Raw genomic sequence first — 274 nt, 5'->3', positions numbered from 1 at the left:
CCAGGCTCAGCAGGGAGGCATCCAAGGCAGTGATGGATGTGATGGATGCATACTGCACCCTGGAATACGAACTGAAGTCAGGGACAAGGGGAAGCCGCCAACTGATTGTGGAGGATATTGTAAAGAAAGTGACAGGGGCCGAGGCAGCCATGGCTGTGAACAATAACGCGGCAGCCAACATGCTGGTCCTGGCAGCCCTGGCCAGGGGGAAGGAAGTGGTTGTCTCTAGAGGCGAACTGGTGGAAGTGGGCGGCTCCTTCCGGATTCCCGATGT

At 57.3% G+C, this 274-nt stretch carries 1 pseudogene; it reads left to right on the top strand.

The window, feature by feature from the left end:
- A pseudogene (locus tag LK536_RS58725) lies at positions 1-274 on the top strand (L-seryl-tRNA(Sec) selenium transferase); the annotation flags it as partial.

The sequence above is a fragment of the Clostridium pacaense genome (assembly GCF_020709765.2).
Lineage (GTDB): Bacteria > Bacillota > Clostridia > Lachnospirales > Lachnospiraceae > Enterocloster > Enterocloster hominis.
The sequence above is the reverse complement of the archived record's forward strand: the minus strand, read 5'-3'. Positions and strand labels throughout refer to the sequence as shown.